Annotated in this window: 24 protein-coding genes and 1 tRNA gene; 13 read left to right on the top strand and 12 right to left on the bottom strand. The window is 72.3% G+C overall.

Annotated elements, in window-relative coordinates; all coding sequences use genetic code 11:
* The first annotated feature begins 200 nt into the window (after positions 1 to 200).
* The 3 genes from F8274_RS19120 to F8274_RS19110 all read left to right on the top strand — a co-directional run bounded on the left by F8274_RS19120 (position 201) and on the right by F8274_RS19110 (position 3,789).
* Positions 201 to 2,321 (top strand): MMPL family transporter, encoded by a 2,121-nt coding sequence (locus F8274_RS19120; RefSeq protein ID WP_151463741.1) that lies wholly within the window; start codon positions 201 to 203, stop codon positions 2,319 to 2,321.
* Positions 2,311 to 3,552, top strand: a complete 1,242-nt coding sequence (locus tag F8274_RS19115) for an FAD-dependent oxidoreductase (RefSeq protein ID WP_151463740.1) — start codon at positions 2,311 to 2,313, stop codon at positions 3,550 to 3,552. The genes F8274_RS19120 and F8274_RS19115 overlap by 11 nt, the downstream gene beginning before the upstream one ends.
* A 160-nt stretch (positions 3,553 to 3,712) precedes the next feature.
* Positions 3,713 to 3,789, top strand: a tRNA-Ile gene (locus F8274_RS19110).
* A 130-nt stretch (positions 3,790 to 3,919) separates the two neighbouring features.
* On the opposite strand, the gene F8274_RS19105 is transcribed toward F8274_RS19110, so the two are convergent.
* A complete protein-coding gene (locus tag F8274_RS19105) occupies positions 3,920 to 5,035 on the bottom strand; it encodes an exo-alpha-sialidase (protein ID WP_151463739.1) in 1,116 nt (371 codons plus the stop codon).
* Positions 5,036 to 5,147: 112 nt separating this feature from the next.
* Positions 5,148 to 5,669, bottom strand: coding sequence for an RNA polymerase sigma factor (locus tag F8274_RS19100; protein ID WP_151463738.1), 522 nt, complete (start codon positions 5,667 to 5,669; stop codon positions 5,148 to 5,150).
* A 964-nt stretch (positions 5,670 to 6,633) separates the two neighbouring features.
* Between F8274_RS19100 and F8274_RS19095 the strand changes: the two genes are divergently transcribed.
* Entirely contained in the window at positions 6,634 to 6,996 is a 363-nt protein-coding gene (locus F8274_RS19095) for a YciI family protein (protein WP_151463737.1), read from the top strand.
* Between the two features lie 148 nt (positions 6,997 to 7,144).
* Positions 7,145 to 7,687, top strand: coding sequence for a dihydrofolate reductase family protein (locus F8274_RS19090; RefSeq protein WP_255474576.1), 543 nt, complete (start codon positions 7,145 to 7,147; stop codon positions 7,685 to 7,687).
* Between the two features lie 187 nt (positions 7,688 to 7,874).
* On the opposite strand, the gene F8274_RS19085 is transcribed toward F8274_RS19090, so the two are convergent.
* Together F8274_RS19085 and F8274_RS19080 are read right to left on the bottom strand one after the other, a co-directional pair.
* Positions 7,875 to 8,288 (bottom strand): contact-dependent growth inhibition system immunity protein, encoded by a 414-nt coding sequence (locus F8274_RS19085; RefSeq protein ID WP_151463736.1) that lies wholly within the window; start codon positions 8,286 to 8,288, stop codon positions 7,875 to 7,877.
* A gap of 545 nt (positions 8,289 to 8,833) precedes the next feature.
* Positions 8,834 to 10,039 (bottom strand): hypothetical protein, encoded by a 1,206-nt coding sequence (locus F8274_RS19080; protein ID WP_151463735.1) that lies wholly within the window; start codon positions 10,037 to 10,039, stop codon positions 8,834 to 8,836.
* Positions 10,040 to 10,219: 180 nt separating this feature from the next.
* Here F8274_RS19080 and F8274_RS19075 point away from each other — a divergent pair, with 180 nt between their 5' ends.
* Together F8274_RS19075 and F8274_RS19070 are read left to right on the top strand one after the other, a co-directional pair.
* Entirely contained in the window at positions 10,220 to 10,663 is a 444-nt protein-coding gene (locus F8274_RS19075; RefSeq protein WP_151463734.1) for a DUF5990 family protein, read from the top strand.
* 89 nt (positions 10,664 to 10,752) lie between these two features.
* Positions 10,753 to 11,142 carry a hypothetical protein gene (locus F8274_RS19070; RefSeq protein ID WP_151463733.1) on the top strand — a complete coding sequence of 130 codons (390 nt, stop codon included), beginning with the start codon at positions 10,753 to 10,755 and terminating at the stop codon, positions 11,140 to 11,142.
* Positions 11,143 to 11,232: 90 nt separating this feature from the next.
* On the opposite strand, the gene F8274_RS19065 is transcribed toward F8274_RS19070, so the two are convergent.
* The 4 genes from F8274_RS19065 to F8274_RS19050 all read right to left on the bottom strand — a co-directional run bounded on the left by F8274_RS19065 (position 11,233) and on the right by F8274_RS19050 (position 15,474).
* On the bottom strand, positions 11,233 to 12,114 hold the full coding sequence (locus tag F8274_RS19065; RefSeq protein WP_151463732.1) for a glycine betaine ABC transporter substrate-binding protein: 882 nt from the start codon (positions 12,112 to 12,114) through the stop codon (positions 11,233 to 11,235).
* Between the two features lie 79 nt (positions 12,115 to 12,193).
* Positions 12,194 to 13,087, bottom strand: a complete 894-nt coding sequence (locus tag F8274_RS19060; protein WP_151463731.1) for a proline/glycine betaine ABC transporter permease — start codon at positions 13,085 to 13,087, stop codon at positions 12,194 to 12,196.
* Positions 13,084 to 14,328: a glycine betaine/L-proline ABC transporter ATP-binding protein gene (locus tag F8274_RS19055; RefSeq protein WP_151463743.1), complete on the bottom strand. Its 1,245-nt coding sequence runs from the start codon at positions 14,326 to 14,328 to the stop codon at positions 13,084 to 13,086. Before F8274_RS19055 ends, F8274_RS19060 begins: the two co-directional genes overlap by 4 nt.
* A 558-nt stretch (positions 14,329 to 14,886) precedes the next feature.
* On the bottom strand, positions 14,887 to 15,474 hold the full coding sequence (locus tag F8274_RS19050) for a TetR/AcrR family transcriptional regulator (protein WP_151463730.1): 588 nt from the start codon (positions 15,472 to 15,474) through the stop codon (positions 14,887 to 14,889).
* A 72-nt stretch (positions 15,475 to 15,546) separates the two neighbouring features.
* Between F8274_RS19050 and F8274_RS19045 the strand changes: the two genes are divergently transcribed.
* Positions 15,547 to 16,752: an FAD-dependent monooxygenase gene (locus tag F8274_RS19045; protein WP_151463729.1), complete on the top strand. Its 1,206-nt coding sequence runs from the start codon at positions 15,547 to 15,549 to the stop codon at positions 16,750 to 16,752.
* Between the two features lie 4 nt (positions 16,753 to 16,756).
* Here the strand turns inward: F8274_RS19045 and F8274_RS19040 are convergent, their stop codons facing one another.
* Complete coding sequence (locus F8274_RS19040) at positions 16,757 to 17,284, bottom strand: SRPBCC family protein (RefSeq protein ID WP_151463728.1); 528 nt, start codon at positions 17,282 to 17,284, stop codon at positions 16,757 to 16,759.
* 2 nt (positions 17,285 to 17,286) lie between these two features.
* The gene (locus tag F8274_RS19035) at positions 17,287 to 17,595 is read right to left on the bottom strand and encodes a helix-turn-helix transcriptional regulator (protein ID WP_151463727.1); all 309 of its coding nucleotides are present in this window, start codon (positions 17,593 to 17,595) and stop codon (positions 17,287 to 17,289) included.
* A gap of 88 nt (positions 17,596 to 17,683) precedes the next feature.
* Here F8274_RS19035 and F8274_RS19030 point away from each other — a divergent pair, with 88 nt between their 5' ends.
* On the top strand, positions 17,684 to 18,613 hold the full coding sequence (locus F8274_RS19030; protein ID WP_151463726.1) for an LLM class F420-dependent oxidoreductase: 930 nt from the start codon (positions 17,684 to 17,686) through the stop codon (positions 18,611 to 18,613).
* 16 nt (positions 18,614 to 18,629) lie between these two features.
* Here F8274_RS19030 and F8274_RS19025 read toward each other — a convergent pair whose 3' ends face one another.
* Complete coding sequence (locus tag F8274_RS19025) at positions 18,630 to 18,998, bottom strand: hypothetical protein (protein ID WP_151463725.1); 369 nt, start codon at positions 18,996 to 18,998, stop codon at positions 18,630 to 18,632.
* Positions 18,999 to 19,094: 96 nt separating this feature from the next.
* Here F8274_RS19025 and F8274_RS19020 point away from each other — a divergent pair, with 96 nt between their 5' ends.
* The 4 genes from F8274_RS19020 to F8274_RS19005 are packed head-to-tail and all read left to right on the top strand — an operon-like array spanning position 19,095 to position 23,102.
* A complete protein-coding gene (locus F8274_RS19020) occupies positions 19,095 to 19,598 on the top strand; it encodes a PH domain-containing protein (protein ID WP_151463724.1) in 504 nt (167 codons plus the stop codon).
* Positions 19,595 to 20,821, top strand: coding sequence for an FAD-binding protein (locus tag F8274_RS19015; protein WP_151463723.1), 1,227 nt, complete (start codon positions 19,595 to 19,597; stop codon positions 20,819 to 20,821). Before F8274_RS19020 ends, F8274_RS19015 begins: the two co-directional genes overlap by 4 nt.
* Before the next feature lie 53 nt (positions 20,822 to 20,874).
* Complete coding sequence (locus tag F8274_RS19010; protein ID WP_151463722.1) at positions 20,875 to 22,404, top strand: hypothetical protein; 1,530 nt, start codon at positions 20,875 to 20,877, stop codon at positions 22,402 to 22,404.
* Complete coding sequence (locus tag F8274_RS19005) at positions 22,401 to 23,102, top strand: NUDIX hydrolase (protein WP_151463721.1); 702 nt, start codon at positions 22,401 to 22,403, stop codon at positions 23,100 to 23,102. Before F8274_RS19010 ends, F8274_RS19005 begins: the two co-directional genes overlap by 4 nt.
* On the opposite strand, the gene F8274_RS19000 is transcribed toward F8274_RS19005, so the two are convergent.
* Complete coding sequence (locus F8274_RS19000) at positions 23,099 to 24,241, bottom strand: site-2 protease family protein (RefSeq protein ID WP_151463742.1); 1,143 nt, start codon at positions 24,239 to 24,241, stop codon at positions 23,099 to 23,101. The two genes, F8274_RS19005 and F8274_RS19000, sit on opposite strands and share 4 nt — an antisense overlap.
* Positions 24,242 to 24,246 lie beyond the last annotated feature (5 nt).

The raw sequence follows: 24,246 nt of genomic DNA, 5'->3' as shown, positions 1-24,246 counted from the left end.
CGCCCGCGTTGATCATGAAGTTATTGCCCTCGGAACGCCCTTTCCCGGGCAATAACTTCATGATCAACGCCGCAGGGGGCGTCCGTGCCGGTGGGTGGTCGGGGTTTTCGCCCGGTGGTGTCGCTTCGCCCGGCAGGATGGTCGATGTCGACTTAGACTCGCGCTGCGTCGATTGCTGCGTCGGTTCAGGGGTGGAGGGGATGGCTGGAGGGCGGAGCCGCTGGACCGCGACGCTGGTCGCGGTCGTCGTGGTGCTGGGCTGGCTGGTCGTCGGCGGCCTCGCCGGTCCCTACTCCGGGAAGCTCGGCGACGTCGCCACCAACGACAACGCCGCCTTCCTGCCCACCGACGCCGAGGCCACCCGGGCGCAGGACGAAGCCGCCGGCTTCGTGGACCGGGAGACCACCCCGGCGCTCGTCGTCTACGAACGCACCTCCGGCATCACCCCCGCCGACCAGGAGCGGATCCGGGCCGAGGTGGCCCGTTTCGCGCAACTGCCGGGGGTCGTCGGGCCGCTGCCGCCGCCGATCGTCAGCCAGGACCGGCAGGCCGTGCAGGTCATCGTCCCGATCGACGCGGCCGAGGGCGAACAGATCGGCGCGGTGGTCGACCGGCTGCGGGACATCGCCGGCGCCGACCGGGACGGACTCACCGTGGATGTGGCCGGCCCGGCCGGCCTGCTCGCCGACCTGATCGAGGTGTTCACCGCCATCGACGGGCCGCTGCTGCTGGTCACCCTGGTCGTGGTGCTGGTCATCCTGCTGATCGTCTACCGCAGCCCGGTGCTCTGGGCCTTCCCGCTGCTCGCCGCCGGGATGTCGTACTCGCTGGCCGCGCTCGTCGTCTACGTCCTCGCGAAGAACGACGTCGTGAAGCTCAACGGGCAGGCCCAGGGCATCCTCACGGTCCTCGTCTTCGGCGCCGGCACCGACTACGCGCTGCTGCTCATCGCCCGCTACCGGGAGGAACTGCACCGGCACGAGCGGCCCTGGGACGCCATGCGGGCCGCCTGGAGGGGCGCCGCCCCGGCGATCATCGCGTCGGGCGCCACGGTCATCGTCAGCCTCCTCTGCCTGCTGCTGTCCAGCCTCAACTCCAACCGGGCGCTCGGCCCGGTGAGCGCCGTCGGCATCGCCGCCACCCTGCTGGTCATGCTGACCTTCCTCCCCGCCCTGCTGCTGCTCGGCGGCCGGTGGGCGTTCTGGCCCCGGCGACCCGGGTACGACCACGCCGACCCGCGCACCGAACACGGCATCTGGGGGCGGATCGCGGGCTTCGTGGCGCGCCGCGCGCGTACCGTCTGGATCGTCACCGCGGTGGTCCTGGCCGCGCTCGCCCTCGGGGTGACCCAGCTCGGCGCCACCACCCTCGGGCAGTCCGACCTGTTCACCCAGCGCACCGACTCGGTGGCCGGCCAGGAGGTCATCGCCCGCCACTACCCGGCCGGCACCGGCAGCCCGGCCACCATCTTCACCAACCAGGCCACCGCCCAGCAGGTCGCCCGGGTGGCGCAGGGCGTGCCGGGGGTGTCCTCGGTCCAGCCGTTCAGCCGCCAGGGGCCCGCCGGGTCGCCCGAGGTGGTCGACGGGCGGGTGCAGTTGCAGGCCACCCTCGCCGGCCCGCCGGACAGCAACGGCGCCGAACGCGCCGTCCGCGAGCTGCGCGTGGCCGTGCACCGGGTGCCCGGCGCGGACGCGGTGGTCGGCGGCTTCACCGCCATCAACGTGGATACCGCCGACGCGTCCACCCGGGACCGCAACGTCATCATCCCGGTGGTGCTGCTGGTCATCGCGGTCATCCTCGCCGTGCTGCTGCGGGCCCTGCTCGCCCCCGTGCTGCTGATCGCCACGGTCGTGCTGTCGTTCCTCGCGACGCTCGGCCTCTGCGCGCTGATCTTCAGGTACGTCCTCGACTTCCCCGGAGTCGACCAGTCGTTCCCGCTGTTCGCGTTCGTCTTCCTGGTTGCGCTCGGCATCGACTACAACATCTTCCTGATGAGCCGGGTCCGCGAGGAATCCGTCCGGCGCGGCACCCGGGCCGGCGTGCTCACCGGCCTGGCCGTCACCGGCGGTGTGATCACCTCCGCCGGCATCGTGCTCGCCGCCACCTTCTCCGCGCTCGCCGTGCTGCCGCTCGTGGTGCTCGTCGAGCTGGGCGTGGCGGTCGCCGCCGGGGTCCTCCTCGACACCATCGTGGTCCGCTCGCTGCTGGTGCCCGCGCTCGCGTACGACATCGGTCCGAAGATCTGGTGGCCGGGCCGCTTGTCCCGGACGAACCGCAACGGCGACCGGGCCGGAGTGGAGGCGGACCATGCCCGCTGAGACGGACGTCGTCATCGTCGGCGGCGGCCTGGCCGGCCTCGCCGCCGCCCGCCGGCTGCACCGGGCCGGCGTGCCCTGGCGGCTGCTGGAGGCCGCCGACCGGCTCGGCGGCCGCGTCGCCACCGACGAGGTCGACGGCTACCTGCTGGACCGGGGCTTCCAGGTGCTCAACACGGCGTACCCGCGGCTCGGCGGCCTCGTCGACCTCGGCGCCCTCGACCTGGGCTGGTTCACCCCCGGCGTGCTCGTGCGCCGCGGCGACCGGCTGGAACGCCTCGTCAATCCGCTGCGCGACCCCGCGGGCGCACCCGGCACGGTGGCCGCGGGCGTCGGGTCGCTGGTCGACCGGCTGCGCTTCGCCGCGCTCGCCACCGGCTGCGCCACCCTGCCGATGGGCCGGCTGCTCAACGCGCCCGAGACCACCAGCGAGGCCGCGCTGCGCCGGGCCGGGCTCTCCGCCGCGTTCATCGAGGAACTGCTCCGGCCGTTCCTCTCCGGCGTGCTGCTCGACCGCGAGCTGGCCACCTCCAGCCACGTGCTGGCCGTCCTCCTGCGCGCGTTCGCCCGCGGGCGGATCGGGCTGCCCGCCCGCGGCATGGCCGCGCTGCCCCGGGCCGTCGCCGGCCCACTGCCCGCCGAGCTGATCGACCTGCACACCCCGGTCACCGAGGTCGCGCCGGGCCGTGTCCGCACCCCGGCCGGCGAGATCGCCTGCCGCGCCGTCGTGGTCGCCGCCGACCCGCCGGCGGCGGCCACCCTGCTGCCCCGGCTCCAACGGGTACGCATGCACAGCTACACGACCTACTACCACAGCACCGACACCCCGCCGCTGGCCGAGCCGATCCTGCTGCTCGACGGGGAGCGGGGCGAACTGGTCGCCAACACGGTGGTGGTCAGCAACGCGGCGCCCACCTACGCGCCCGCCGGAAAGCACCTCGTGGCCACCTCCGTGGTCGGCCCGCAGGCCCCACCCGAGCCGCTGATCCGCAGCGAGCTGGACCGCCTCTACGGGCGCCCCACCGCCGACTGGACCCACCTGGCGACCGTGTCGGTGCCGCACGCCCTGCCCGCCGCGCCGCCGCCGCAGGGCCGGCTGCGCAAGCCGGTCGCGCTCGGCGACGGGCTCTACGTCGCCGGCGACCACCGCGACACCCCGTCCATCCAGGGAGCCCTCGCCAGCGGCTGGCGGACCGCCGGGGCGGTGCTCGCCGACCTGCGCGGCACATCGTGATGGATCTCCCGCGGCGCGCTCCGGCCTCCGCCCGTGCCACCGATGGGGACGCTGCGCGCTGTTATCCTCGCGTTGCCCATCGTGCCGGGCAGATCACCAACCCGGCCCGACGGATGATGGTCGGTGATCCGTTGAGCGGGTTACGATCCGGCGCGGTAGCGGGGCGGTAGCTCAGCGGGTTAGAGCAGGGGACTCATAATCCCTCGGTCGCGGGTTCGAGTCCCGCCCGCCCCACCAGCCGTTTTCCCTGGTCAGCCATGCTGCCGACGACCCGGACCGATCGCGTCGAGGTCCGGTCCGACGCCCTCAGTCCGCACTGAGTCCGCAGCAGCACCGCCCGCCGCCCGGTCGAGGCGATCCGCCTGGCTTAGTGAGGGAGATCGAGTCGGGCCCATGAGGAACCATCCCGTGTGACCGCGGTGTGGTCCGCGCCGAGCGCCGACGTGTCGTCCCGCCCGTAGAGCCAGGCGAGACCCGGGGCGGCCCCGACCGCGCCATCGAGCCGGTCATACTCGCGTGCCTTGGTGAAATGCCGCCCCCCGTCCCGGCTGACCAGCAGGGATGAGGTGAGGGCCGGCGTGATGTCGCCTGGTTGGGCGACCAGCAGGGAGCCGTCCGAGCCGATGGTGAACGGCCGGTTCGTCGGCGACGCGGGCAGGTCGCTGCCGACGTCCTTCCAGGTCGCTCCGCCGTCCGTGGTGTGCAGCAACTGGGACGGGCCCTTGACCTCCATCGGCTGAGCGCCGGGCGGTGGCGGGGGCTCGATCAGTAGGTAGGCCTCCCGCTTGCTGACCCCGGCCACTGCGATTACGTTCGCCCCTTTGGCCGGTCGCCAGATGTTCCAGGTGGCACCCCGGTCGGTGCTTCTGGCGACGATCATGATGTCGATGTCGTCCGGCCAGTAGGTCGCCCAGATAGTCCCGTCGGCGCTCGGATAGATGCTGTACGGGGGATAGGGCGAGGCCGGCTTCCCGCTGAGCCGGTACACCGTCCCGCTCAAGGGGTCCACGGCGAGCGGCTGGCGGATCGCGCCGCAGCCCTGCTGACAGAACACAGCACGGGCCTTCGGCGGGAATGCGGGTACGGCCACCATCGCCTGCTCCGTGTCCCGCCAGGTTCGGCCGTAGTCGGTGGAGAGCCGGGACTTGCCGCCGTCGAGGACCAGGTAGGAGCGCTGCCCGAGCACGGAGAACTCCATGTCGGCCTCCTTGTTCCCGGAGGCGGTGACCCGGCAGCTCGTGGCTCGGTACTGGGCCGTGTCGTAGTCGGTCCAGCTCTGCCCGCCGTCCTCGGTGTGCGCGAACTGCACCGTGCACCCGAAGTCGACCTGTTCGACGCCGACACCGGAGTCCGGACCGGTCATGAAGAGCTGGGTCGCGCGGTCGCGTGCTTGCGGATGAGGGGTCGGGTCGGCCCAGTCGACCCTGTGCGTGGCGGCTGCCAGAGGCACGACCGCCATGCTGGCGAAGACCACCAGGACCACCGCCACCCCGCCGGTGCGCCACCGCCGGCGGGCCCGGGCTGCTGACCGGAGATCGTCGAGGGGCGGCTGTCTGACGGCGTCGGCGACGGTGTCGACGTCGAAGCCGGTGAACTCACGATCGGACATCGATCCTCCCGGTGCTCGTGCTGTCGTTGACGTCGGAGTCGGTGAGAAGCTCCGCCAGCGCCTGCCGACCCCGCGACAGGCGGGACTTGACCGTGCCGGCGGAGACGCCGAGAGCCGCCGCGACCTCATCAACCGGCAGGTCGACCAGGTAGTGCAGGGCCAGCGCGTACCGCTGTCCCTCCGGCAGGCTCCGCAGAGCGGCCAGCAGCGCGACATGCTCCGGCGACCGGTCGACGACTGCAGGCGGCGGCCCGATCCGATGCAGCAGCCTGTCCAGCACCCGACGCCGGCGATGCCGGCTGCGGACAACGTTCACCGCCACCCGCCGCAGCCACGCCTCCGGATTCTCCAGACAAGCGAACCGTCGGGGCGCGGCCAGCGCCCGCGTAAACGCTTCCTGGACCGCTTCCTGGGCCTCGTTCAGATCCCCGCTCACCGCGTACAGATGGACGACCAACCGCCGGAAACAGCCCGCGTACAACTCGGAGATCAGATCATCGTCGGACACCGTCACCTCCCTTCTCCACCACTCCCACTCACGAGCGGGGCCAAAGGTTCCACGGAACCGGTCAGAAAGTTTGGCGAGCGACAGCGCGAGTGGATCGCGGCGCAGCAATCTCTGAGACGGTGACAGCACCGCCAGCGATGTTCATGGTCCCGCCCAGCGACCAGTCTGCAAGAGGCCGACCGACGGCGTAGGTGTCATCCGTGCCATCCACGTGCCAGTAGCCCGTACCCCCTGCGGTCACGAACGGGCACGAACGGTCCCCACGTCCTGCGGCTGGCCTGGCCCACCTGGCCCTTGTCGGTCGTGATCTTCGTCCTTCGAATCGGAAGATCCGCCGCCACGATCAGAGCGCATACCAGCGGTGCGCCTGCAGCTCTCGCAGCTCCGCCCAACCGGCGAGGCGGGAGCAACATGGACCCGCCAGCCGTCGAAGGCTTCCACGCCATCGACCAGGTCGACGTCGACTTCTGTGCCTTGCTCGTCCGTCATTCGACAACCGGCGCCGTGGACTGAGTAGTCGATGCCGGTGCTCGACCGGCCCTCCCGGGGCAGTACTCGGGTTGACCTCACCGCAGTCAGTAGGTCGGACAGGCCAGTCAGATCCGGATAGGCCGCGAAGAGGCGGTCGCGGATCCGCTTGAGGGCTGCGACGTACGACCTCACGGCATCCACCGCCAGCTGTTCACGCTCGTCCACCGCTGGAGGGACGCCGGGCGACGAGACGAGCAGGTCATCGGCAGTGCCGAGCGTGCTCCTTGCCGGAAGCGTCCCGGTACCGGGCACGCCACTTCCAGGGGTCCAGGGGCGGCAGGAGCCGCCGACGAAACGTCATGTCATGCCGATGTGAGTGCGACGGTTGACCGGTTGACAGAAATCAAGCTGGAGAGTGTCGGATCTGCCGGATGCCGTTCGTAGCGTATGCAGAGACGGACGTCGGGTCCGGGGCGGATCAGAGGGAGCGGACATGCCTGAGTACCTCATCTACTTCAATCAGCAGTGGGTGGGTGACCACACCGAGGAGTGGTTCCGCGGACGCGGTCCACTCGCCAGGGCGGTTGTTGATGAGATCAAGGCCGCGGGGGCATTCGTCTTCGCCGGGGGCCTGGAGGAAGAGGACGGCCCGGTCTTCAACGCAGACGCCACAAGCGGTGCGGTGGTGTTCACCGACGGGCCCTATGTCGAGAGCAAGGAGTTCCTGGGTGGCCTGACCATCGTGGATGTGCCGGATGAGGCGACCGCCCGGATGTGGGCCGGCAAAATCGCGGCGGCATGCGGCTGGCCGCAGGAGGTTCGCCGGTTCAAGCCGCGGCGCGTCTTGCAGGGATGAGACCGTCACTCGTCGGCTGAGGCTTGAGCCGAGGCGTGGCCGGCACCGGGGTGACGTCGCTGCTGCGGTATCGGAAAAGATTCGACCAGTCTGTATGCCGAGTACCGATTCACGGGAGGCTGACACTATGCGAAAACTGAGCTTCGGCATGAGCCTGAGCTTGGACGGCTACATCGCCGCGCCTGGCGACGACCTCGGCTGGAGTGTGCCGAGCGACGAGCTGTTCCAGTGGTGGTCCGACCGGGTGGGGGCGACAGGCACGGCGCTGTACGGGCGCAGACTGTGGGAGACGATGAGTTCCCACTGGCCGACCGCCGACCAGCGGCCGGGTGCCACACCGGCGGATATCGAGTTCGCTCGCCGCTGGCGGGACATGCCGAAGGTGCTGTTTTCCTCGACGAGCAGCACGGTGGACTGGAACACCCGCCTGGTCACCGGCGACGCGGTCACCGAGATCACCCGGCTCAAGGCCGAGGACGGCGGCCCCATGGATATCGGCGGCGCCACACTCGCCGCGGTGGCCATGCGGGGCGGGCTGATCGACGAGTACGCGCTCGTCACTCATCCGGTCCTGGTAGGTGGCGGCACGCCGTTCTTTGCGGCCGTGGACAACTGGGTGAACCTGACCCTGGTGGAGACCCGGACGTTCCCTGGCGGCGTGGTCCTGACCAGGTACGAGACCAGGCGCTGAGTACCCCAGCCTCGGATCGGCCCGGGCTTCGGCCCTCCTCAGAGATGCCGCCGCGGATCACCTCGCCGGGCACCACAAGGGCTACCGGCCTCTCCGGACGGGGCCAAGGTCGTTCGGTAGGGCGCTCCACCTTGTCCCCGTCGGGGTGGTTGGACGGTCTACGACTGCCCGGCGAGGAGATCCGCTCTCATCGACCAGGAAACCGCACGATGGCATCGCGAAGCAGTCGGTCAGGGTCGCGAGGCTTGAGGCCTGGGTCGGAGAACGGGGGACTGGCGACGAGCTCGGCCAGGACAGATGCCAGCCGCTTCCGTTCCGCTCGTAGGCTCGACCACGCGGAGTCAGGTAGCCGCAGTACGTTGGAGAGCAGGTCGCCCGGGTAATAGTCGCCCTCAGCCAATGGATCGCGGAGCAGAACTTGTAACGCGCGGGGCAGCAGGGCTGGCACGCCAATTTCTTGCCCGAGCATGATGCGCAGGTCTTCGACCGTGAACTCAGCCAACGGCTTACGTCGCAGCTCGGTGCAACGCCTGACGAGAGAGGTGGCATCCGGACCGGGATCCGGCCAAACGTCCCGCTCAAGCTGCTCGATCGTCGTCACGGCGGTCAGGGTAGTCCGCACCGCGGCCGGCCGGCGACGCTCTTGATCTCTGCAAAGCAGGGGTTGGAGCTTTCCGCATGGTTGGACCGTCCGGTGGCCCAGCCGGTTGGACACGGCGGCGACGAAGCCGGGGTCGAGCATGGGGGCCATCCGTACAGCCGAGTACAGCCGCAGTCGCCGATGATCCCCGACAACCACGGACGGCCCGACCTCATGCGCAGCCGACTGGCCATCCATACGCGATCTTCTTCTGGTCCCCAGGCCGCCGGTACTTGTAGCTTGCCCGGCATCGACCGATGTTGCTGCCGTGTCTGGGTCGAGGACGGCCACCTCCTGGTGCAGAGGACCGCCGGGGTAGTTGATGCCTATCCCGGCTTCGTGAACCGCTGACCCCCGGCTCGTCGTTGCCGGGCGACAGCGAGGATGAGGGGAAGCGGCCGCATCTGGTCCACAAGAGGTCGACGGACGCCGGGGGGAGTGGTGTGAGACGTCGGAGCCGTGCGATCGCATCGCGCGTGTCCGCCATTCGGTGGTCAGCCGCCGTGTCACCGGATGGCGCGGCGCCGTCGGGTCAGGAGCAGCAGCACGCCGCCACCCACCAGCATGGCGAGGCCGGTCCCGGCGGTCAGCCCGACCTGGGACCCGGTGATCGGCAAGCTGCCGCCACCACCAGCGCCACCACCACTGCCACCACCAGCGCCACCACCGTCACCGGGGTCGCCGCCACTGCCTCCGCCGCTGCTGTTCGCGGCCACCACGACCGCGAACCCGTCCTGGTTGTCGCTGTCGTCCACGTCGGCCGCCCGTACGGCGACGGCGTTCTTGGGAAGGTCGCTCCGCGCCGGGCCGGAACGGTCCGACTGCGGGTCGCTGAGGCCCTCGACCCGGACGGTCCCGTTTCGCAACGTGATCGGCGCCTTCGTGGCGGCCGACACCGTCACCAGGTGGTACAGCTCGACGGCGGAGTGGATCTGGTCGTTCGGGTCGGTGTCCTGGTCGACCGGAACGAGGGCCAGCCGGTCGTAGGTGCAGACCGCCGCACGCCCGGCCTCACCGAGGACGCATTCGCCCGGCGGTGTGGTGAACGTCGCGCCCGTGGGCAGGCGCAGCTCGACCTTGACGCCATCGACCGGCTTCCGCCCCTGGTTGGCGATCGTGTAGCGCACCGCGCCCGTCTCGCCCGGATTCAACGTGCCGGTGGATTTGAGGCTGCCGTCGGCAGCGATCCGCACCGACTGCGTCACGTCCGGCGCGATCACCGAAAGGTCGGCTTCGGAGTGATCCACCACCTCGATCGGGAACCACTTCGTGTTGTCGGCCGGATTCGTGTCGACCGGTTTGACATCGACCGTCACCTTGATCCGGCCCGCCAGGGGCTCTCCGGTCTGGACGGTGGCGAGGACGGCAAGGTCCATTGTCTCGCCCGGCCCCGGAAGCTGATCCTGTGCCAGGTCGCAGTACCAGCCGGAGAAATCGCCGTCGCACTCACCCGGCCCGCCGGTCGGCCAGAGCATGATCTTGAAACTCGACGGATCCAGTTCCGACGCGTCGACCCGGACGACGACCTGGGTCGGGGTCGCGTCGCCCCGGTTGCTGATCTTCAGGTGCAGCGTCTTCTTCGTGACCCCCAGCGGAATCGTCCCGCCGGCCAGGTCGACGGTGAGGTCCGTACCCGCCGGCGCCGACGGCGCCGCCGAGGCGGACGCGGCGGGCACGCCGACCCCTCCGAGAAGAAGCAGCATGGTGGCCACCGTTCGGGGCAGCCACGGAAGTCCGAACCTCATGACGGAGCCCTCCGGATGAACGGACGGTGCGATCCGTGGACACTATCGGCACCCGGCCGGGTTCGGTATCCCCCGCACAACCCGTGTCGGAGGGCGCGACTAGTGCCGCCGCCGGAACTCGTCGGTGTCCGGCCATAGAGTCGAGGGATGCTGATCCGGATCGAGGGCAGCGACCTGCCTGGGCGGCGGCTGGGCGCCGAAGCCGACGAGCTGCGGCTCCGTAACGTGCACGTGGGGATGCAGCGTAAAACCGAGGTGGTCGACCGGATACCGGCCGACGCGCGGGAGGCGGCCTGGCAGTTCGAGGTCACCAGCCGCGAGGTGGACGGGCTGCTCGACGTCGGCGGGCCGTGGGTGCACGGCCGCCCGGGGGCGCGCTTCCTCTATCTCAGCTGGGGTGCGGTGACGGACGACCGCTTCGAGATGTTCCGCCGGGCGAAGCTCATGTTCGGTGACATCCCGACAGAGCTGCTGCGCGCCGGCCACGACGGCGCCGGTGTGCTGGTGGGCCGGCTCCGGCTGACGGACGCCCAGGGCGGGCCGCTCTGTGCCCGCGTCCGACCGCCCCACGTCAGCTGGGCGGTGGAATGAGTGGCCCGGGTGAGGAAGGGCCGAGGGCGCGCACTGATCCGAGTACGGATGCTCATTCGCGCGATGTTCCCACCGGGCAGGATCGGGCCGTGACGAAGACGACGCGTACCGCGCTCGGCGGCCTGCTCCTGGCGGCCGCCACCGTCGGCGCCTGGTGGGCCTGGCTGGGCTGGGAGTCGGGCTACACGGTCGACCCGGAGACCGGCGCGACCAGCGGCCCGTACGCCGTGTGGCAGGTGGCCGGCGCCGTGCTCACGCTGATCGTGATCGCCGCCGTGGGTGGCTGGTTCGTGAGCCCGTGGGTGGTGGCGCCGGTGATGACGGTGGCTTTCACCGCGGCCTGGGCGGTGCGGGCCGCGTCGACGGACGACACCGGGCTCTGGGCGGTGGGCGCGGCGCTGGTCGCCGTCGGCACCGCCATCGGGGCGACGGTGGTCGGTGGCGGCGTGGCGTTGCTGCGCCGGCGGCGCGCGGGATGACGGTGGGGCCCGCCCGACGGCTCCAGGTCGCGGCGCGGCGTCAGACGCGCCGCGCTGGAGCCGTCGGATGCTCCGCGGGCCCCGTTCAGGTCAGGCGAGCGTCTTCAGGTAGTCGGGGTTGGCCTTGAGCCATTCCTCGACGGCCTTCTCCTCGTCGCCCTTGTGGGTGTTGAACATCAGGTCCTCCAGGGACGCGAGCTGCGGGCCGTCCATCTTGAACCGCTTCAGCATCTCGGTGGCCTCGGGGAAGTCCTTGCCGAAGCCCTTGCGGGCGAAGGTGTTGATCTGCTCGGCCTGGCCGAGGGTGCCCTTCGGGTCGGCCAGGTCCTTCAGCTCGTACTTGGCGTAGGCCCAGTGCGGGTGCCAGAGGGTGACGGCGATCGGCTTCTTGTCGGCGATGGCGCCGTCGAGCGCGGCGAGCATGGCCGGGGTGGAGGAGGTCTTCAGTTTCATGGCCCCGTCCAGGCCGTAGCTGGGGAGCACCTTCTCCTGGGTGGCCTTGGTGAGGCCGGCGCCCGGCTCGATGCCGATGAGCTGCCCGCCGAAGGTGCCGGCCTTCGCGGCCAGGTCGTCGAGCGAGTCGACGCCCTCGACGTACGTCGGCACCGCGATGCTCAGGCTGGCGTCGTCGTGCCAGACGCCGAGCTTCTCCAGCTTGTCGCCGTACTTCTCCAGGTAGGAGGCGTGGGTCTGGGGCAGCCAGCCGTCGAGGAACAGGTCGATGTCGCCGCTGGCGAGACCGCCGTAGACGAGGCCGGCCTCCAGGTTCTTGAGCTGGACCCGGTAGCCCTTCTCCTCCAGGATGTGCTGCCACAGGTGGGACGCCGCGATGGCCTCGTCCCAGGCCATGTAGCCGATGGTGATCTTCTTGCCGTTGCCGGCGCCGTCCGACTCGCCGGTGCAGGCCGCACCGGCCAGCGCCAGGGTGGCGGTCACCGCGAGCGCGAGGACGCGCTTCAGGGTCGTGAACACAGGGTTGTCCTTCCGGTTGTGGAACAGGCCGGCGGACCCGCGTACGCGGGAACTGGGGTGCCGGCGCGGAGGGCGACGGTCAGGCGGCCTCGCGCGCGAGGCGCTGTGCCCGCGCGGAGGGGAACCGGTCGCCCACGGAATCGGTGAGCCGGTCGAGCACGACGGCGAGGACCACGACGGCGATCCCGCCCTCGAAGCCGCTGCCCACCTCGACCTGGGAGAGCGCGAACATGATGACGTCGCCGAGGCCGCCGGCGCCGACCATGCCGGCGATGACCACCATGGACAGGGCCAGCATGATCACCTGGTTGACCCCGGTCATGATGGTCGGCAGGGCCAGCGGCAGCTTGGTGCGCAGCAGCACCATCCACGGCGGCGCGCCGAACGACTCGGCGGCCTGCACGATCTCCTTGTCGACCTGACGCAGGCCCAGTTCGGTGAGGCGCACGCCGGGCGGCATGCTGAACACCAGCGTGGCCAGCACGCCGGGCACGGTGCCGATGCCGAAGAAGAAGATCGCCGGAATGAGGTAGACGAACGCCGGCATGGTCTGCATGAGGTCCAGCACCGGCCGGGCGATCGCGGAGGCGCGCCGGTTCTCCGCCACGAAGACGCCCAGCGGGATGGCCAGCAGCAGGGCGAGCACGCTGGCCACGAGCACCTGCGCGAGGGTGCTCATGGTCTCCTCCCAGTACGGCATGCCGGCCACCAGGCCGAGGCCCACGGCGGTGCCGAGGCCGAACTTCCAGCCGCGCAGCCACCAGCCGAGCGCGGCGAGGACCAGCACGACCGCCACCGCCGGTACGCCGGTGAGCAGGTCGTTGAGCGGGCGTACGAGGGCGTCGACCACGGAGGCGACCGCGTCGAAGACCGGGCCGAGGGTGGCGGTGGCCCAGTCGACGGCGGACTCGGTCCACGTGCCGAGCGGCACGCGGGGCAGCCAGGAGTCGAGCGGAGACTGCGTCAGGCTCATACCGGCTCCTCCTTCCTGCTGATCGGGTCGAGTGCGGCCGGCGTTGTCCCGCCGGCCGGCCCGCTGTCGACGGGGTCGTCCACCGCGGGCTCGACGGCGTCCGCCGGTGCGCTGTCGGGAGCCGTACTGGCCAGGGCGGCGAGCAGCGTGATCCGCGGGATCACGCCGGACAGCCGGCCCGTCGCGTCCAGGACGGCCACCGGATGGACGCTCTCCGCGCACTCGGCGAACAGGTCGGCCACGGCGGTGTCCGCGGTGACCGTCCGGACCTGTTCGGTCGAGACGTACCCCTCCAGGCTCTGCCGGCCCTCGCGGAACGCCCGCAGGACCTCGTCCTCGGTGACCGTGCCGAGGAACTGCTTCCTCGGGCCGGTCACGTAGACCACCGAGGTCTGGTTCTCCCGCAGCGCGCGGGCGGCCACCCGGGGGCCGACGGTGACGTCGAGCACGGTTTGCGCCTTCTCCATCACGGACGAGGCGGTGAGGATGCGGGTGCGGTCGACGTCCGCGACGAACTGCGCGACGTAGTCGTTGGCGGGGTCGGTGAGGATCTCCTCGGCGGTGCCGATCTGCACGATCCGGCCGTCCCGCATCACCGCGATCCGGTCGCCGAGGCGCATGGCCTCGTTGAGGTCGTGGGTGATGAAGATGATGGTCTTGCCCAGCTCGGCCTGGAGTTCCAGGAGCTGGTCCTGGATCTCCCGGCGGATGAGCGGGTCGAGCGCCGAGAACGCCTCGTCCATCAGCAGGATGTCCGTGCCGGCGGCGAGCGCCCGGGCCAGCCCGACCCGCTGCCGCATGCCGCCGGACAGGTCGTGGGGGAGCTTGTCCGCCCACTCGGTCAGGCCGACCATGCGCAGCGCTTCCAGGGCGCGCTCGCGCCGTTCGGCCTTCGGAAGGCCGGCGACCTCCAGCGCGTACCCGGCGTTCTCCAGCACCGTCCGGTGTGGCATCAGCGCGAAGTGCTGGAAGACCATGCTGATCTTTTCGCGGCGCAGCCTGCGCAGCGCGGCGGGCCGGAGCGTGGTCAGCTCGACCCCGTCGACCCGCACGCTGCCCTTCGTGGGGCGGAGCAGGCCGTTGAGCATCCGGATGAGGGTGGACTTGCCGGAGCCGGACAGGCCCATCACGACGAAGATCTCGCCGGGGCGTACCTCGAAGTTCGCGTCGATGACGGCGGCCGTGGCCGGCAGCCCGGCGAGGGCCTCCGCGCGGGGCGCGCCGTCCGCGAGGCGCCTCATCGCCTCGTCGGCTCGGTTCCCGAATATTTTGTAGAGCGACTTCACTGCGAGTGCGGGCACGATCCCCTCTCCGATGAAAACCGCTGGCGGATCACGCCATCGGTGGCCATCTTCGCGTCTCGTCCGTCGATATCAACATTCGTCACATCAGTCGGGCCGCAGGGGCCGGCCCGGAAACCTACCGACTTCATTGCGGTGGTTCCAGTCGGGTGTGCGGGGAATGTGGATCTGCCCACAAAAAATCGCCGCCCCGGGATGCGGAATTCGGTCGTCGCACGCACCGAGGACAGGCCGCGGGGGAGGCTGACGCGGGAAATCCGGGGCCTTTTGCTCCCCTTTGTCCCCGCTCGGTGCCATCTCGTCGCCGGGGGCGCCGATTGTCGCGGCCCGACTCCGAATTTGTCGGCACTGATAGCGAACTGTCATGCGTTCGTCATATTCCGCCGCGCGTCCGCCGTATCGTCCGCTCGACGTCACGGTGTGCGATTGCCGGTCCGACGTGGACCGGGTGAGTGGTGAATTCCGCGGCCCTTTCCGCGCTCCGGCCTCGGCTGTCGGTCAGCCCTGATCCGTGCGGAACTCGGCGGCGAGGATTCGCAGGGCGGCGGTCAACTCCCGTGCCGAGGGGGCCGCCGCCGGGTCGACCAGCCACTGGGCCGCGACGCCGCCGATCAGCGCCTGGTGGAAGGCGCCGAGGGCGAGCGCGGTCGACTCGTCGAGGCCCGGGTCGAGCCGGTGGAAGGCCTCGGCCAGCCCGAGCCGGGCCTGGCGGGTGACGCCGGCGAACGCCTCCCGCAGTTCGGGCGCCCGGTCGAGCTGCGCGATCAGCTCAAACTGGACGGCCCAGAGCGGCCGGAGCCGGGCGAACGACTCGATGATCCGTTCCCATGCCGCCTCGAAGCGCTGCTCCGGTGTGGCGTCCGGTCCGGCGTCCTCGGCGAGGGCGCGTGCCAGCTCGTCGCCCCACTCCGCCATGGCTTCCACGAGCGCCTCGTTGAGCAGCGCCTTCGTGGTGCGGAAGTGGTAGCCGATGGCGGCCAGGCTGGTGCCGGCGGCGCCGGCCACGTCCCGGGCCGTGGTGGCCGCGTAGCCCTTCTCCATGAGGCAGCGCTTGGCCCCGGCGAGCAGGTCCTCCCGATTTCCCATGCCGAGCAGCCTAGCCGATTCCTGGAACAAGTGTCTTGCACAAACGTCTCACACGCTTGTACCGTCAGCGGCATGACTGATGTGCTGATCTCCGGCGCCGGTGTCGCCGGGCCCACGCTCGCCTGGTGGCTGCGCCGCCACGGCTTCCGGCCGACCGTCGTCGAGCGCGCCCCGGCGCTGCGCGACGGGGGCTACAAGGTGGACGTCCGGGGCGCGGCGCTGACCGTGCTGGACCGGATGGGCCTGCTGGAGCAGATGCGCCGGCGTGACACCGGCATGCGGTCGGCCCGCTTCGTGGACGCGTCCGGCGCGCAACTGGCCACCATGGACGCGGCGCTCTTCGGCGGCCGGGAGGGGGACGACGTCGAGGTCATGCGCGGGGACCTGGCCCGGCTGCTCGTCGCGGCGACCGGCGACGTGGAATACCTCTTCGGCGACTCGATCGCCGCGCTGGAGCCGGCCGCCGGCGGGGTGGACGTGACCTTCGCCGGGGGCGGGCGCCGCCGCTTCGACCTGGTGGTCGGCGCCGACGGGCTGCACTCGACGGTACGCCGGCTCGCGTTCGGCCCCGCCGACGAGCACCTGCGCCCGCTCGGCCACCACATCGCGATCTGCACCGTCCCCGCCGGGTTCGGCGAGGAGCGGGTCGAGCTGATGCACCCGGCGCCGGGCCGGACCGTCGGGGTCTACCGCACCGCCGGGGCGCCGGACGCCCGGGCGCTGTTCCTCTTCCCGTCGCCCGCCGAGGAGCCCGATCACCGGGACCTGCCCGCCCAGCGGGCCGCGCTGGCCCGAGCCTTCGCCGGGGCCGGCTGGCGGGTGCCCGAGCTGCTGGCCGCCGCCGCCGACGCGCCCGACCTCTACTTCGCGCCGATGAGCCAGGTGCGGATGGACCGCTGGTCCACCGGCCGGATCGCGCTGGTCGGCGACGCCGGCCACGGCCCGTCGCCGGCCTCCGGGCAGGGCACCAGCCTCGGGCTGGTCGGGGCGTACGTGCTGGCCGCCTCGCTGGCGGAGGCCGGTGGGGACCCGGTGGCCGGGTTCGCCGGCTATGAGCGGCGGATGCGCCCGTTCGTCACGGCGAACCAGCGGCTGGCCGAGCGCAACCTGGAGGGGATGGTGCTGTCGTCGGCGGCGCGGATCCGGTTCCAGACGCTGATGCTGCGGCTCATGCCGCGCCTGCCCGGCCGGGAGCGGATGATCCGCCGGGTCACCGAGCCGATCCGCCGGGCGGCCACGGCGATCACCCTGCCGGACGCCCCGGCCGCCACCCGCTGACCCGTCAGTCGCCCAGGCGCTCGTCGTACGCGGCGCGCAGCTCGTCCCACCCGAACTCCTTGGCCTCGGCGCCGCGGATCGGGCCGACCGGGTCGCCGTCGAGCAGGTGGCCGGCCACGTCGAGGCAGAGGTGCCAGCCGGCGGCCATGCTGGCGCCCAGGGCGCGGTCGTCGAAGCGGTGCCGCAGGGTCAGCCGGGTGCCGCCCTCCGTGCCGGCCAGTTCCCAGCGGAGCAGGCCGTCGCCCCAGGTGTACTCCAGCAGGGTGGGCGGCTCGGCCCGGCGTACGGTGGCCGCGTCCGGCCAGCGCCGGTCGCCGTCGACGGTGCTCAGCGTGACGGCGCCGGGCGTGGCCAGGTCGCGGTCGGCGAGGAAGGGCGCCCACTGGGCGAGCCGGTCCGGCGCGGTGAGCGCCGCCCACACCCTGTCCGGCGGGTGCCGCAGGTCGCGGACGAGGACCAGGTCCCACCGGTCGCCGGCCGGCGACCAGGCGACGTCGGCGAGCGGGCCGGGCCGGAAGCTGTCGCGGTCCATGGTCACTCCTCACTGTCGAGATGGCGTTCCAGGGCGTCGAGGTGGTCGGCCCACATCCGCCGGTACGGCCCGAGCCAGTCGTCCACGGCGCGCAGCGGGCGGGCGTCGATCCGGTAGATCCGCTGCTGGGCGGCCGTGCGGCAGCTGACCAGGCCGGCCTCCCGCAGCACCTTGAGGTGCTTGGAGACGGCGGGTTGGCTCATGCCGAGCGCGTCCACGAGGTCGCCGACGCTGCTCTCCGCCCGGCGTAGCCGGTCGAGGATGCGGCGTCGGGTGGGCTCGGCCAGCACGGCGAAGGCATCCCCGGACACCTCCACAATATGCCCCGACGCTCATATGCCTGTCAAGGAATACGAGGGGCGCAGGCGGCGGGCCCGCCCGCTTCCTATGCTCGGGGGCATGGAACTGCGGATCTTCACCGAACCCCAGCAGGGCGCCACGTACGACCAGCTGCTCGCCGTGGCGCGCCGCGCCGAGGAGACCGGCTTCGGCGCCTTCTTCCGCTCCGACCACTACCTGAAGATGGGCTCGGTGAGCGGCGACCCCGGTCCGACCGACGCCTGGACCACCCTGGCCGGCCTGGCCCGGGACACCACCCGGATCCGGCTCGGCACCCTCATGACCGCGGCCACCTTCCGGCTCCCCGGCCCGCTCGCCATCACCGTCGCCCAGATCGACCAGATGAGCGGTGGCCGGGTCGAGCTGGGCATCGGCACCGGCTGGTTCGCCGAGGAGCACACCGCCTACGGCATCCCGTTCCCGCCGCTCGGCGAGCGGTTCGACCGGCTGGAGGAGCAGCTCGCGGTCATCACCGGGCTCTGGGAGACGCCCGCCGGGTCGACCTTCGACTTCCCCGGCAAGTACTACCCGGTCAGCGACTCCCCGGCGCTGCCCAAGCCGGTCCAGCAGCCGCGCCCGCCGATCCTGCTCGGCGGCACGGGCCCGAAGCGGACGCCCCGCCTCGCCGCCCGGTACGCCGACGAATTCAACCTGCCGTTCGCCTCGGTCGAGGACTCGGCCGCGCAGTTCCAGCGGGTGAGGGACGCCTGCGCCGAGGCCGGCCGGGACCCGTCGAGCATGACCTGGTCCAACGCCCTGGTGCTCTGCTGCGGGCGGGACGACGCCGAGGTGGCCCGGCGCGCCGCGGCCATCGGCCGGGACCCCGCGGAGCTGCGGGAGAACGGCGCGGCGGGCACGCCCGCCGAGGTCGTCGACAAGCTCGGCCGGTACGCGGAGATCGGCAGCGAGCGGGTCTACCTCCAGGTGCTCGACCTGGCCGACCTGGACCACCTGGAGCTGGTCGCCGCCGAGGTGATGCGGCAGGTGTGAGCGAGTCGGGCCGGGCTCAGTGGGTCGGGCCGCGGCGCACCGTGTCGAGCCGGCCGTCCCGGTCGCTGTCCAGGTAGGTCACGTCCGGGACGCCGTCGCCGTCCAGGTCGACCTGCACCATGTCGGCCACCCCGTCGCCGTCGAGGTCGGTCACCACCTCGACCGACCCGTCCAGGTGACGGGTGACGATCGAGTGTCCTTCGGCGGACCGGGGCGGCGGCCCCGGCCGCGGGACCGGGTCGGGTTCGGGCTCCGGGGTCGGCGCCGGCACCGGGGCCGTGGCGTACGCCGCCCCGGCCGGATCCGGGCCGACGCCGGTCGGGTCGATCTCCTCCTCCGACGGGTACACGTCGCCCTGGAGGGTCGGGTCGCGGTAGCTGCTCATGCCCACAGGGTGCCCTACCCGGCGGCGGGGCAACCACGCCTTGCGCGATTGGCGGATGATGCACGCGGACACCGGCGACCCGAACGGGGGGACGACATGGAGCTGCACCGGAACCGAGGGGCCCTGCCGCTGGCCGTCGTCTGCGTGGCGGGCGGGGTCATGGTGCTCGCCGTCGCCGGTGACGGGCCGGTGCTGCGGATGCTGGTCGCCCTGGGTGTCGTGGCGGTCGGCGTGACCGTGCTCGTCGGCGCGCTGCGGCCGTTCCGCTGCGTGCTCGGCCCGGAGGGGCTGGAGGTGCGCCGGCCCGGCCTGCGCGGGACGTACCGGTGGGAGCAGTTCGCGGCGCTCGCCCTCGACGACGCGGGCCGGCTGGTCGGCGTGCCCGCAGCCGGGCTGCCGCCGGGCCCGCGGGTCACCGCCCGGCACCCGGGCGACGGCCGTCCCGCCGTCGAGCTGCTCGACCTCCGCCAGGTGCGGGAGAGCCCCGACGAGGTGACGGCGGCGCTGGTCAGGTACGCGGGGGACCGGTTCACCGACGCCCGCACCGGGCCGGCCGGCGCCGACGAGGACACCAGCACCGACCGGGAGGCCACCGCGTGACCGGCACCAACTGGGCGGGCAACGTCACCTGGTCCGCGCGCGCCCGCCACGAGCCCGCCACCCTGGACGAACTGCGCCGGCTGGTGGCCCGGGCGGACCGGGTCCGGGCGGTGGGCACCGGGCACTCGTTCAACCGGCTCGGCGACACCACCGGCGAGCAGGTGTCGGTAACCGGGCTGCCGCCGACCGTCGCACTCGACCGCGACCGGGGCACCGTCACCGTCGCGGCCGGGCTGCGCTACGGCGACCTGGCCACCGCGCTGCACGCCGAGGGGTACGCCCTGGCGAACCTCGCGTCGCTGCCGCACATCTCGGTGGCCGGGGCGGTCGCCACCGCCACCCACGGCTCCGGACCGGCCAACGGCAACCTGGCCACCGCCGTGGCCGCGCTGGAACTGGTCACCGCCGACGGTGACCTGCTCACGGTGGACCGCGCCGACCCCCGGTTCGCCGGGATGGTGGTCCACCTCGGCGCGCTGGGCGTGGTCACCCGGCTCACCCTCGACGTGGTGCCCGCCTTCGAGGTGCGGCAGTACGTCCGTCTCGGCCTGCCCCGCGCGGCACTGGACACCGCGCTCGACGCGGCCTACAGCGTGAGCGTCTTCACCGGCTGGCGGTCGCCGCGGTTCGACCAGGTGTGGGTCAAGCAGCGCGCCGACCAGCCGCCGCCCCCGGCGGACTGGCTGGACACCCGCGCGGCCGACACGCCCCAGCACCCGGTGCCCGGGATGCCGGGGGAGGTCTGCACGGCCCAGTTCGGGGCGCCCGGGCCGTGGCACGACCGGCTGCCGCACTTCCGGCTCGGCTTCACCCCGAGCAGCGGCGACGAACTCCAGTCCGAGTGGCACGTGGCCCGCTCCGACGCCGCCGCGGCGGTGGCCGCGCTCGACCCGGCGGCCGGGCGGATCGCCGCCGTGCTCCAGGTCTGCGAGCTGCGTACGGTGGCCGCCGACGGGTTGTGGCTCAGCCCGAACTACGAGCGGGACACCCTGGCCGTCCACTTCACCTGGGTCTCCGACGCGGAGGCGGTCGCTCCGGTGCTGGCCGAGGTGGAGGAGCGGCTCGCCCCGTTCGCCGCGCGCCCGCACTGGGGCAAGCTCTTCGACCGCGACCCGGCCGCCGCCTATCCGCGCCACGACGACTTCCGCGCCCTGCTGCGCGAGTTCGACCCGGCCGGCAAGTTCCGCACTGCGTTGCTGGACCGTTACTTCCCGCGATACTGACCTACCCGCGGGTCACCCGTAGCCTATGGGCCGACCATCCACGGTGGACAGCGGTGAGGGAGAAGACGGTGCAGGAGACCTCCGGGCCGGGCGGGCTGGTCCGCGTCGACAACCGGGCGCTGTCCCGGATCAGCGTCGTCGCGCAGTGCCTGGACAACCAGTGGGTCACCCGCGACCTGCTGGAGCACATGGTGAACCGGCGGCTCTCCTACGCCGAGGTGGAGCAACGGCGCCGGCAGGACGCGCGGGCCGAGTACCTCCGCTCGATCCTCAACGCCGAGCAGGTCATCGTGAACCGGGCGTACTTCTTCAACAACCCGGTCGTCTACCAGGACTTCGCGGCGCGCGGCCCGCAACGCGACGCCGTCCGGGCCCTGCTGGACGAGAGCGTGCTGGTGCCCTTCCTGCTCCGCGAGGGCTCGCCCGCGGACGAGCCGCGTTTCACCGTCGACCGGGTCGGCTGGGACGCCTGGCGGAGCCTGCTCGGCGACCTCGACCAGATCCGGTGCCTCCGGCTGAGCTGGGACGACGCCGAGAACGAGGAGTGCACCCAGCGGCTGATGTTCGAGGAGTTCCACCGCTTCCTGCTGCAGGTGCGCGGCTTCAACCTCGACGCCCTGAGCCGCGACCTCGGCCTCGACGGGGAGAGCATCCCGGCGTTGCGGGAGCGGCTGCGGGAGGTGACCCTGTGGGCCGCCGACACCGACCGGGCCGACCGGGAGGGGTTCTACCGGCAGTTCCTCGTCGAGCCGGGCAGCGACCCCGCGCAGGGCCGCTTCCGGTCGGCGCCGCTCGTGGCGGAGCTCAAGCAGCTCATCGACCTGCGGTACAACACCACCGTGCCCGACGCCGTGGAGCGTTTCGCGCTGATCCCCACCGACTCGCTGCGGCGCACCGCCCTCCAGGAGCGGCCGCCGGTGCGGGCGGCCCGCGCCACCGAGGAGGGCGCGCCACGGGCCGACCTGGAACAGCTCGTGGAACTGCTCCGGACGTTGCGGCCTCAGGCCTTCGACCTGGCCCTGTCCCCGCTGCGCATCGACCTGACCGGGCTGGAGCTGGCGCACGTGCGGCAGGCGCGGGGCACCGACGAGTGGCGCCGCTACCTGGTCGCGCTGGAGTCGCTGCTCGACGACCCGACCGACTTCGTGGCCCGCGGCCAGCTGGTGTACGACCGCTACCTGGCCCTCGCCGGCCGGCTCGCGGAGATCGTCGGCGAGCGGCGACGCAGCCGGATGCGGATCTGGCAGCCGGTCGTCCGGATCACCATCGAGGTCCTCGGCGCCTCCGCCTCGCTCATCTACGACGGTGACCCCCGGCTGGAGGTCGTCGGCGACGTCGCCACCGAGGTCGCCTCCCGGGGCACCGACGCGGTGCTCCGCTTCGCCGTCGTGGGCCGCGACCAGCGCCGTGCCGAGAACGAGCTGGCCACCGGCATCGACGTGATGCGGGTCCGGCTGGAGCGGGCCCGCGAGGACTGGCGCGAACTCGTCGCCCGGCTGCGGGAGGGCGGCTTCCCGGTGGTCGACGGCGACGCCGAACGCGACTCCGAACCCAACATCGACCGGCCCCGGGAGGGCGAATGAGTGAGGCTCCGGACGACCTCCGCTACCGGGAGCTGCGCGACCGGCTGCCGGAACTGTTCGTCAACCCGCCCGGCGCCGCCGTGGAGATCCTGGTCGACCCCGCCGAGGTGGCCGCCGCGGAACGGGCCAAGGTCGAGGCGCTGCGCGCGCGGGGCCTGCCCGAGGAGTGGGGCCGGAGCGGGGTCGCGTACCAGGACGAGTGGCTCACCCTGCTGCGGGACCCGGTTCGGTTTCCCGGTGGCGCGCTCGGCACCTACATCCGCGCGATCTCGATGGGCGGCACGTACGGCGTCGTGCTCCTGCCGGTGCTCGACGGCGCGGTGGTGCTCATCGAGCACTTCCGGCACGCGACCCGGCGGTGGCACCTGGAGGCGCCGCGCGGGTTCGGGGAGCCCGGCGTGCCGGCCGAGGAGCAGGCGGCCCGGGAGTTGCGCGAGGAGATCGGCGCGGAGGTCGTCCGCCTGGTCGACCTGGGCGTGCTGCACCCGGACACCGGCAGCTCCACCGACGAGGTCCGGCTCTTCCTCGCGGAGGTGGCGGCGGTGGGGGAGCCCGACGCGCGCGAGGGCATCCGGGCCCTGCGGCGCTGCCCGCCGGCCGAGGTCGGCGCGCTCATCCGGGACGGGGTGCTCACCGACTCGTTCACCATCGCGGCCTGGACCCGGGCGCACCTGCGCGGCCTGCTGGGCGACGGCTAGGAGCGGCCGGCCGCCATCTGCTCGCGCATGCTGCCGCGCTGCACGGCGCGGCTGATGTCGCTGGGCGAGACGATCCCGACCAGCCGCTGGTCGGTCACCACGAGCGCCCGGCCGTCGGCGCACGCGTTGAGCCGGGGGAGCAGGTCGCTGAGCTGTTCCTCCGGGGTGGCGAGCACCAGCTCGTCGGCCCGGCAGGCGACCTCGGCCAGGGTGGTCGAGGCCCGCCGGTCGGCCGGGATGCCGCGCACCCGGTCGACGGTGACCAGCCCGACGGGCCGGCCCTCGTCGGTCAGCGGCAGCGCCGAGTGCCGGTACGCGAAGAGGTAGTGATCGACGAAGTCCGCGACCGTCATCTCCCCGGAGGCCGTCTGCGGCTGCGGGGTCATCACCTCGGCGACCCGGATGCCGCGCAGCGCGCTGCCCATCCGGGCCTGGCGCTCCTCCATGGTGGCGGCGCCGATCAGGAACCAGCCGATGAGGGCCAGCCAGAGCCCGCCCGCCCCGCTGCCGGCCAGGAACTGCCAGAGCCCCAGCCCGATCAGCAGCGCGCCGAGGACCCAGCCAGCCCGGGCGGCCACCACGGCCGCCTTCGTCCGGTCGCCGGTGGCCTTCCACACCGCCGCGCGCAGCACCCGGCCGCCGTCCAGTGGCGCGGCCGGCAGCACGTTGAAGATCGCCAGCAGCACGTTGATGCCGGCCAGCCAGGACAGCGCGCCGAGCAGCAGGCCGTGCGAGCCGGCCAGGGCGAGCACCACCGCTATGACGCCGAAGAAGACCCCGATGATCAGGCTGACCAGGGGCCCCACCCCGGCGATGCGCAGCTCGGCACCCGGGTCCCGGGCCTCGCCCTTCAGCTCGGAGACGCCGCCGAAGAGCCAGAGCGTGATGCCCTCGACCTCGATGCCGTTGCGCTTGGCGACCACCGCGTGCGCCACCTCGTGGGCGAGCAGGCCGAGGAAGAAGACCACCGCGGCGGCCAGCCCGGCGGCCCAGTAGGCCACGGCCGAGTGCCCCGGGTACGCGCGGGGGAACTGGCTGGCGGACAGCGCCCACGCGATCAGCACGAAGATGACCAGGACGCTCCAGTTGACCCCGACGGGTACCCCCGCGATCCGGCCAAGCCGGAAGCTCGCCCTCATGACCC

The sequence above is a fragment of the Micromonospora sp. AMSO31t genome (genome assembly GCF_008868175.1).
In the GTDB taxonomy this organism is placed as follows: Bacteria; Actinomycetota; Actinomycetes; order Mycobacteriales; family Micromonosporaceae; genus Micromonospora.
The sequence above is the reverse complement of the archived record's forward strand: the minus strand, read 5'-3'. Positions and strand labels throughout refer to the sequence as shown.

What these genes read in the sequence shown, in the direction of transcription:
- F8274_RS19005 (WP_151463721.1), top strand. Translation starts at nt 22,401, where the DNA reads ATGAGTGAGGCTCCGGACGACCTCCGCTACCGGGAGCTGCGCGACCGG.
- F8274_RS19120 (WP_151463741.1), top strand. Translation starts at nt 201, where the DNA reads ATGGCTGGAGGGCGGAGCCGCTGGACCGCGACGCTGGTCGCGGTCGTC.
- F8274_RS19075 (WP_151463734.1), top strand. Translation starts at nt 10,220, where the DNA reads ATGCTGATCCGGATCGAGGGCAGCGACCTGCCTGGGCGGCGGCTGGGC.
- F8274_RS19025 (WP_151463725.1), bottom strand. Translation starts at nt 18,998, where the DNA reads ATGAGCAGCTACCGCGACCCGACCCTCCAGGGCGACGTGTACCCGTCG.
- F8274_RS19030 (WP_151463726.1), top strand. Translation starts at nt 17,684, where the DNA reads ATGGAACTGCGGATCTTCACCGAACCCCAGCAGGGCGCCACGTACGAC.
- F8274_RS19000 (WP_151463742.1), bottom strand. Translation starts at nt 24,241, where the DNA reads ATGAGGGCGAGCTTCCGGCTTGGCCGGATCGCGGGGGTACCCGTCGGG.
- F8274_RS19095 (WP_151463737.1), top strand. Translation starts at nt 6,634, where the DNA reads ATGCCTGAGTACCTCATCTACTTCAATCAGCAGTGGGTGGGTGACCAC.
- F8274_RS19115 (WP_151463740.1), top strand. Translation starts at nt 2,311, where the DNA reads ATGCCCGCTGAGACGGACGTCGTCATCGTCGGCGGCGGCCTGGCCGGC.
- F8274_RS19045 (WP_151463729.1), top strand. Translation starts at nt 15,547, where the DNA reads ATGACTGATGTGCTGATCTCCGGCGCCGGTGTCGCCGGGCCCACGCTC.
- F8274_RS19020 (WP_151463724.1), top strand. Translation starts at nt 19,095, where the DNA reads ATGGAGCTGCACCGGAACCGAGGGGCCCTGCCGCTGGCCGTCGTCTGC.
- F8274_RS19060 (WP_151463731.1), bottom strand. Translation starts at nt 13,087, where the DNA reads ATGAGCCTGACGCAGTCTCCGCTCGACTCCTGGCTGCCCCGCGTGCCG.
- F8274_RS19050 (WP_151463730.1), bottom strand. Translation starts at nt 15,474, where the DNA reads ATGGGAAATCGGGAGGACCTGCTCGCCGGGGCCAAGCGCTGCCTCATG.
- F8274_RS19055 (WP_151463743.1), bottom strand. Translation starts at nt 14,328, where the DNA reads ATGAGGCGCCTCGCGGACGGCGCGCCCCGCGCGGAGGCCCTCGCCGGG.
- F8274_RS19090 (WP_255474576.1), top strand. Translation starts at nt 7,145, where the DNA reads ATGAGCCTGAGCTTGGACGGCTACATCGCCGCGCCTGGCGACGACCTC.
- F8274_RS19040 (WP_151463728.1), bottom strand. Translation starts at nt 17,284, where the DNA reads ATGGACCGCGACAGCTTCCGGCCCGGCCCGCTCGCCGACGTCGCCTGG.